At 69.8% G+C, this 2,838-nt stretch carries 2 protein-coding genes; both read left to right on the forward strand.

The window, feature by feature from the left end; genetic code table 11:
* Positions 1–341: 341 nt before the first annotated feature.
* Positions 342–638, forward strand: coding sequence for a transposase (locus tag ACH4J0_RS42985; protein WP_396246630.1), 297 nt, complete (start codon positions 342–344; stop codon positions 636–638).
* A complete protein-coding gene (locus ACH4J0_RS42990) occupies positions 544–765 on the forward strand; it encodes a transposase (RefSeq protein WP_396246631.1) in 222 nt (73 codons plus the stop codon). Before ACH4J0_RS42985 ends, ACH4J0_RS42990 begins: the two co-directional genes overlap by 95 nt.
* Positions 766–2,838: the final 2,073 nt, after the last annotated feature.

Raw genomic sequence — 2,838 nt, forward strand, 5'->3', positions numbered from 1 at the left:
GTCGAGTACGAAGCCGCGTACTACAGCCAACAACAACCAAACCTGCAGGTCACAGCCACAACCTAGAGTCTCTACAGAACCCGCAGCGATTCAGGCTGCGCATCGTGACTGGACGAGGGCGAAGGGGCGGATGCTGGTGTTGTTCATCGGTGACGACTGGGCTGAAGATCACCACGATGTCGAGGTGCAGGACGAGACAGGCCGTAAGCTCGCAACCGCCCGCCTGCCGGGGGGAGTTGAGGGCACCGCGAAACTGCACGCCATCGTGGCCCGGAACGGAGGCGAGGACCTCGAATCCGGGCAGGTGGTGGTAGGGATCGAGACCGGCCGCGGACCCGTGGGTGCAGGCGCTAATCACAGCCGGCTACCTGGTCTACGCGGTCAACCCCAGGCAGGCGGCCCGGTTCAAGGAGCGGTACGGCACCTCCGGGGCGAAGAGCGACCGCGGCGACGCGCACGCGCTGGCGGACATGGTCCGTATCGACCGCGACCAGTTGCGGCCGATCGCAGGCGACAGCGGCCAGGCCCAGGCCGTTCACGTGGTTGCCCGCGCGCAGGTTACTGATCGCGCTGAACGAGCAGATACATCTGCTGGAAGAGCAGGTGAGCGCGCATATTCTCACGCACCCGGACGCTGAGATCTACCTGTCGATGCCCGGCATCGATGAAATCACCGGCGCCCGGGCGCTGGCCGAGTTCGGCGACGACCCCACCCGCTACACCACAGCCAAGGCCCGCAAGAGCTACGCCGGCACCAGCGTCTGACAAATGATCACCGGGCGCACCGGGTGCCTGCCCGCCGGGCGGTGCCTCGGCCTCCGCGACGGGGTCAGTAGGAATCCTCCCGCCATTCAAGGTAGGTGGGCCGTCGACCGCCGGACAGCACGAACTCCTTCACGGCCTGGCGCACGAGGTCGTCGGGACTTCCGTCGGCTCCACGAACTCCCGAGGGCAGGTAATGACCATGGAGGTTGCCACCGGCGCGGTGGCCTCGCCAGCCGGACCCAGAGCACCCTCCTCGCCCGTGCTGTAGGACAGGATGCCGAACGCCCCCCAGTGCCGACCCCGACAAGGGCCGGGACCGCCTGGGCCCCTCAGTGGTGATCGCCGTCATGTCCCGGGCGCTGACGGTCCCCGGCACGACGACGGCCGTCGTCCGATGCCCATGACGAACGCGGAGACCGCGGACACACGAGCATCCGGAGACGGCCTTTCGGACGCCGGGTACGTTGAACCCTCACCGGCGAACCGCACGGGTCGAACCGGAGCGCGGGCACGGCGCGCCGGCCGCATAGCCCGCCGTCGTCCGTACGCCGGCCGTCGCCGTGAGCCTCGTCCGTGCGGCGACCACGTCGGCCCACCCGCCCTCAGCGGCGCCGGCGTCTTCCGTGGATGGCCTCGGCCGGGCGCCTCCCGTAGGGGTTCCGTTCGGAGAGTTCGCCGTCGGTGACTGCTGTCATGCTCTCCGTCGTCGCCCGTTCGCACGGGCGCTGACTGCCCGCCGACACCGTCGGTGCGTATCACCCCAGCAGAAGCCCCCGGGCGCCAAAGAGTCCCACTCGCCGTTCAGCGGCCGGGGAGATTGGTGCGGCACTACGCCGGGCCACCGCACCGGCCAGCGTGCTGAGTCACCTTCGGAATGCTTGCGTGACGCCTCCTGGCGTATGTAAGCCGCCGCACCCGCCGACGCCGCTGAGGCGGCGCCGGCGGATGGATCCAGATCCTCCAGGGGGAGCCCATCGCGAGCCTCACGTCACCCGCCGCCTGAAGCACGGCGGGCGCCGGCTGCACGTTCCCCCGGGAGGGATGGGCGGCCCGCCGGTTGGATACAGAAAAGTAATCCAGAGCCGAAAATCGGTGACAAGCCTTCCGACCGGCTTTCACCCGATCGGCGGAGTCTCCGGCCGAATCACGCGATACGGAGAATGGCCGGTCGCGGAACGCCGAACCGCCACCGGTCAGCGGAGGCGGAGTTGCCGGCGCGGAATTGCATGCGGATTCCCCACACAACAGAACGCGCTTGCGCCGGACGGCAGGGACGGACCCTTCCGCCCGGAAATACGCACGCCGGCGCCATGGGAGTGGTCGGCCCCGATAAAGGAGGATCAGCGGCCTCACGTTCGAAGCCTCCGATTGCGGCCACCCGGCGACCGGCTGGATCAGCGGCTCCGCTCACCGAAATGGGTGGCAGCGGTGCCGGGACGGGACCCGCTCGGGCGCGACGGCGTTCCCGCCCGGGCCTACAGCTCATCGGCCGCGCGGTCGGGGCGGCCCGAGACCGACCCGCTCAGATCCCCGGCTCGCAACCGCCGACGGGGCTGCCGGACCCGCCGACACCACGGTCACCAGCGCGGTCGGCAGCGCGACTGCCGTGACCCCGTACGGGTGATCGCGGCCACGGTGGGCGCGTCCACGTAGGCGTGGTGAAGCCGTTGGCGCCCGTCGGCGGTGGTCACGCGCGCACCGACCGATCCGAGCGCCGTGCCCGCGGACACGGCGACGGTGGTGACACCGCCGTGCGGCGTCAACCCTTGCTGACGCCCGGGCACATCGATACGGGTGTTGGAGCGAGCGGGGGGCGCACGCCAGGCTCGCGCATTGGCATATGCCCCAGGCCACTTCGATGAGCGTCCCGTCGGCCGCACGCTCAGCCGGTGCCCCGGGCTCGTGCGCGAGGGCCGGTCGGGCTTCGCGTACGGCGGCCGGCCGGAACCAGTCCGCCTCAGGAAACAAGGGGGGCCGCGAGTACTCTCGCTCCCCCAAAGGTCTATGCCAGTCGCCCTGCGTAGCAAGCTTTGAGAGGATTGTTAAGCGCTCAACGGCAGGGATCCGGCCACT

It is taken from the genome of Kitasatospora sp. NPDC017646 (assembly GCF_044329365.1).
In the GTDB taxonomy this organism is placed as follows: Bacteria; Actinomycetota; Actinomycetes; order Streptomycetales; family Streptomycetaceae; genus Kitasatospora.